Annotated in this window: 1 pseudogene; it reads right to left on the minus strand. The window is 63.8% G+C overall.

The window, feature by feature from the left end:
* Nucleotides 1–470 (minus strand): annotated as a pseudogene (locus KDH83_RS31450) (hypothetical protein); the annotation flags it as partial.
* Nucleotides 471–489 lie beyond the last annotated feature (19 nt).

Raw genomic sequence — 489 nt, forward strand, 5'->3', positions numbered from 1 at the left:
TCGCCGTACCAGGCGCGAGAGAGCGTGACTTCGTGGACAGGGCCGCCGATGTAGTTGCCCGTTTTTTCGTCGAACACCGCGCGTCCGAACTTGTCGCCGGTGTATTCCATGAGCGTTTGACCAGGCCCGGTCGCATCGCCAGCGAAAGTCCACCGCTTCAGCTCGCCCAGCAGCGCCCAGAGAATCTGCTCCTGCTGGCGAGTCGGGGCATTGGCCAGTTCGAGGATGAAGGGCACGTCGCGGCGAAGGTCGGCCGTGATGCGGGCGGGCTTGATGACAGAGAAGTGGCGGTGGCGCGCGAAGTCCATGCCAATTGCCCAACGCCCGGTAAAGCCGCGCTGCGCTTCGTTGAGGACGGGCATGAGCGTGGTGGCAATCCACGACGCGCACCAGATTTCGCGCTCTTTTTCCGAACGCTTCGGGAAGTCGTCGCTGAAAGCGATACGGAGCACGGGGCGCACTTCCGGCATCGCCCGCTCAATCCAGACC

It is taken from the genome of Achromobacter sp. Marseille-Q0513 (genome assembly GCF_018195695.1).
GTDB lineage: Bacteria > Pseudomonadota > Gammaproteobacteria > Burkholderiales > Burkholderiaceae_B > Achromobacter.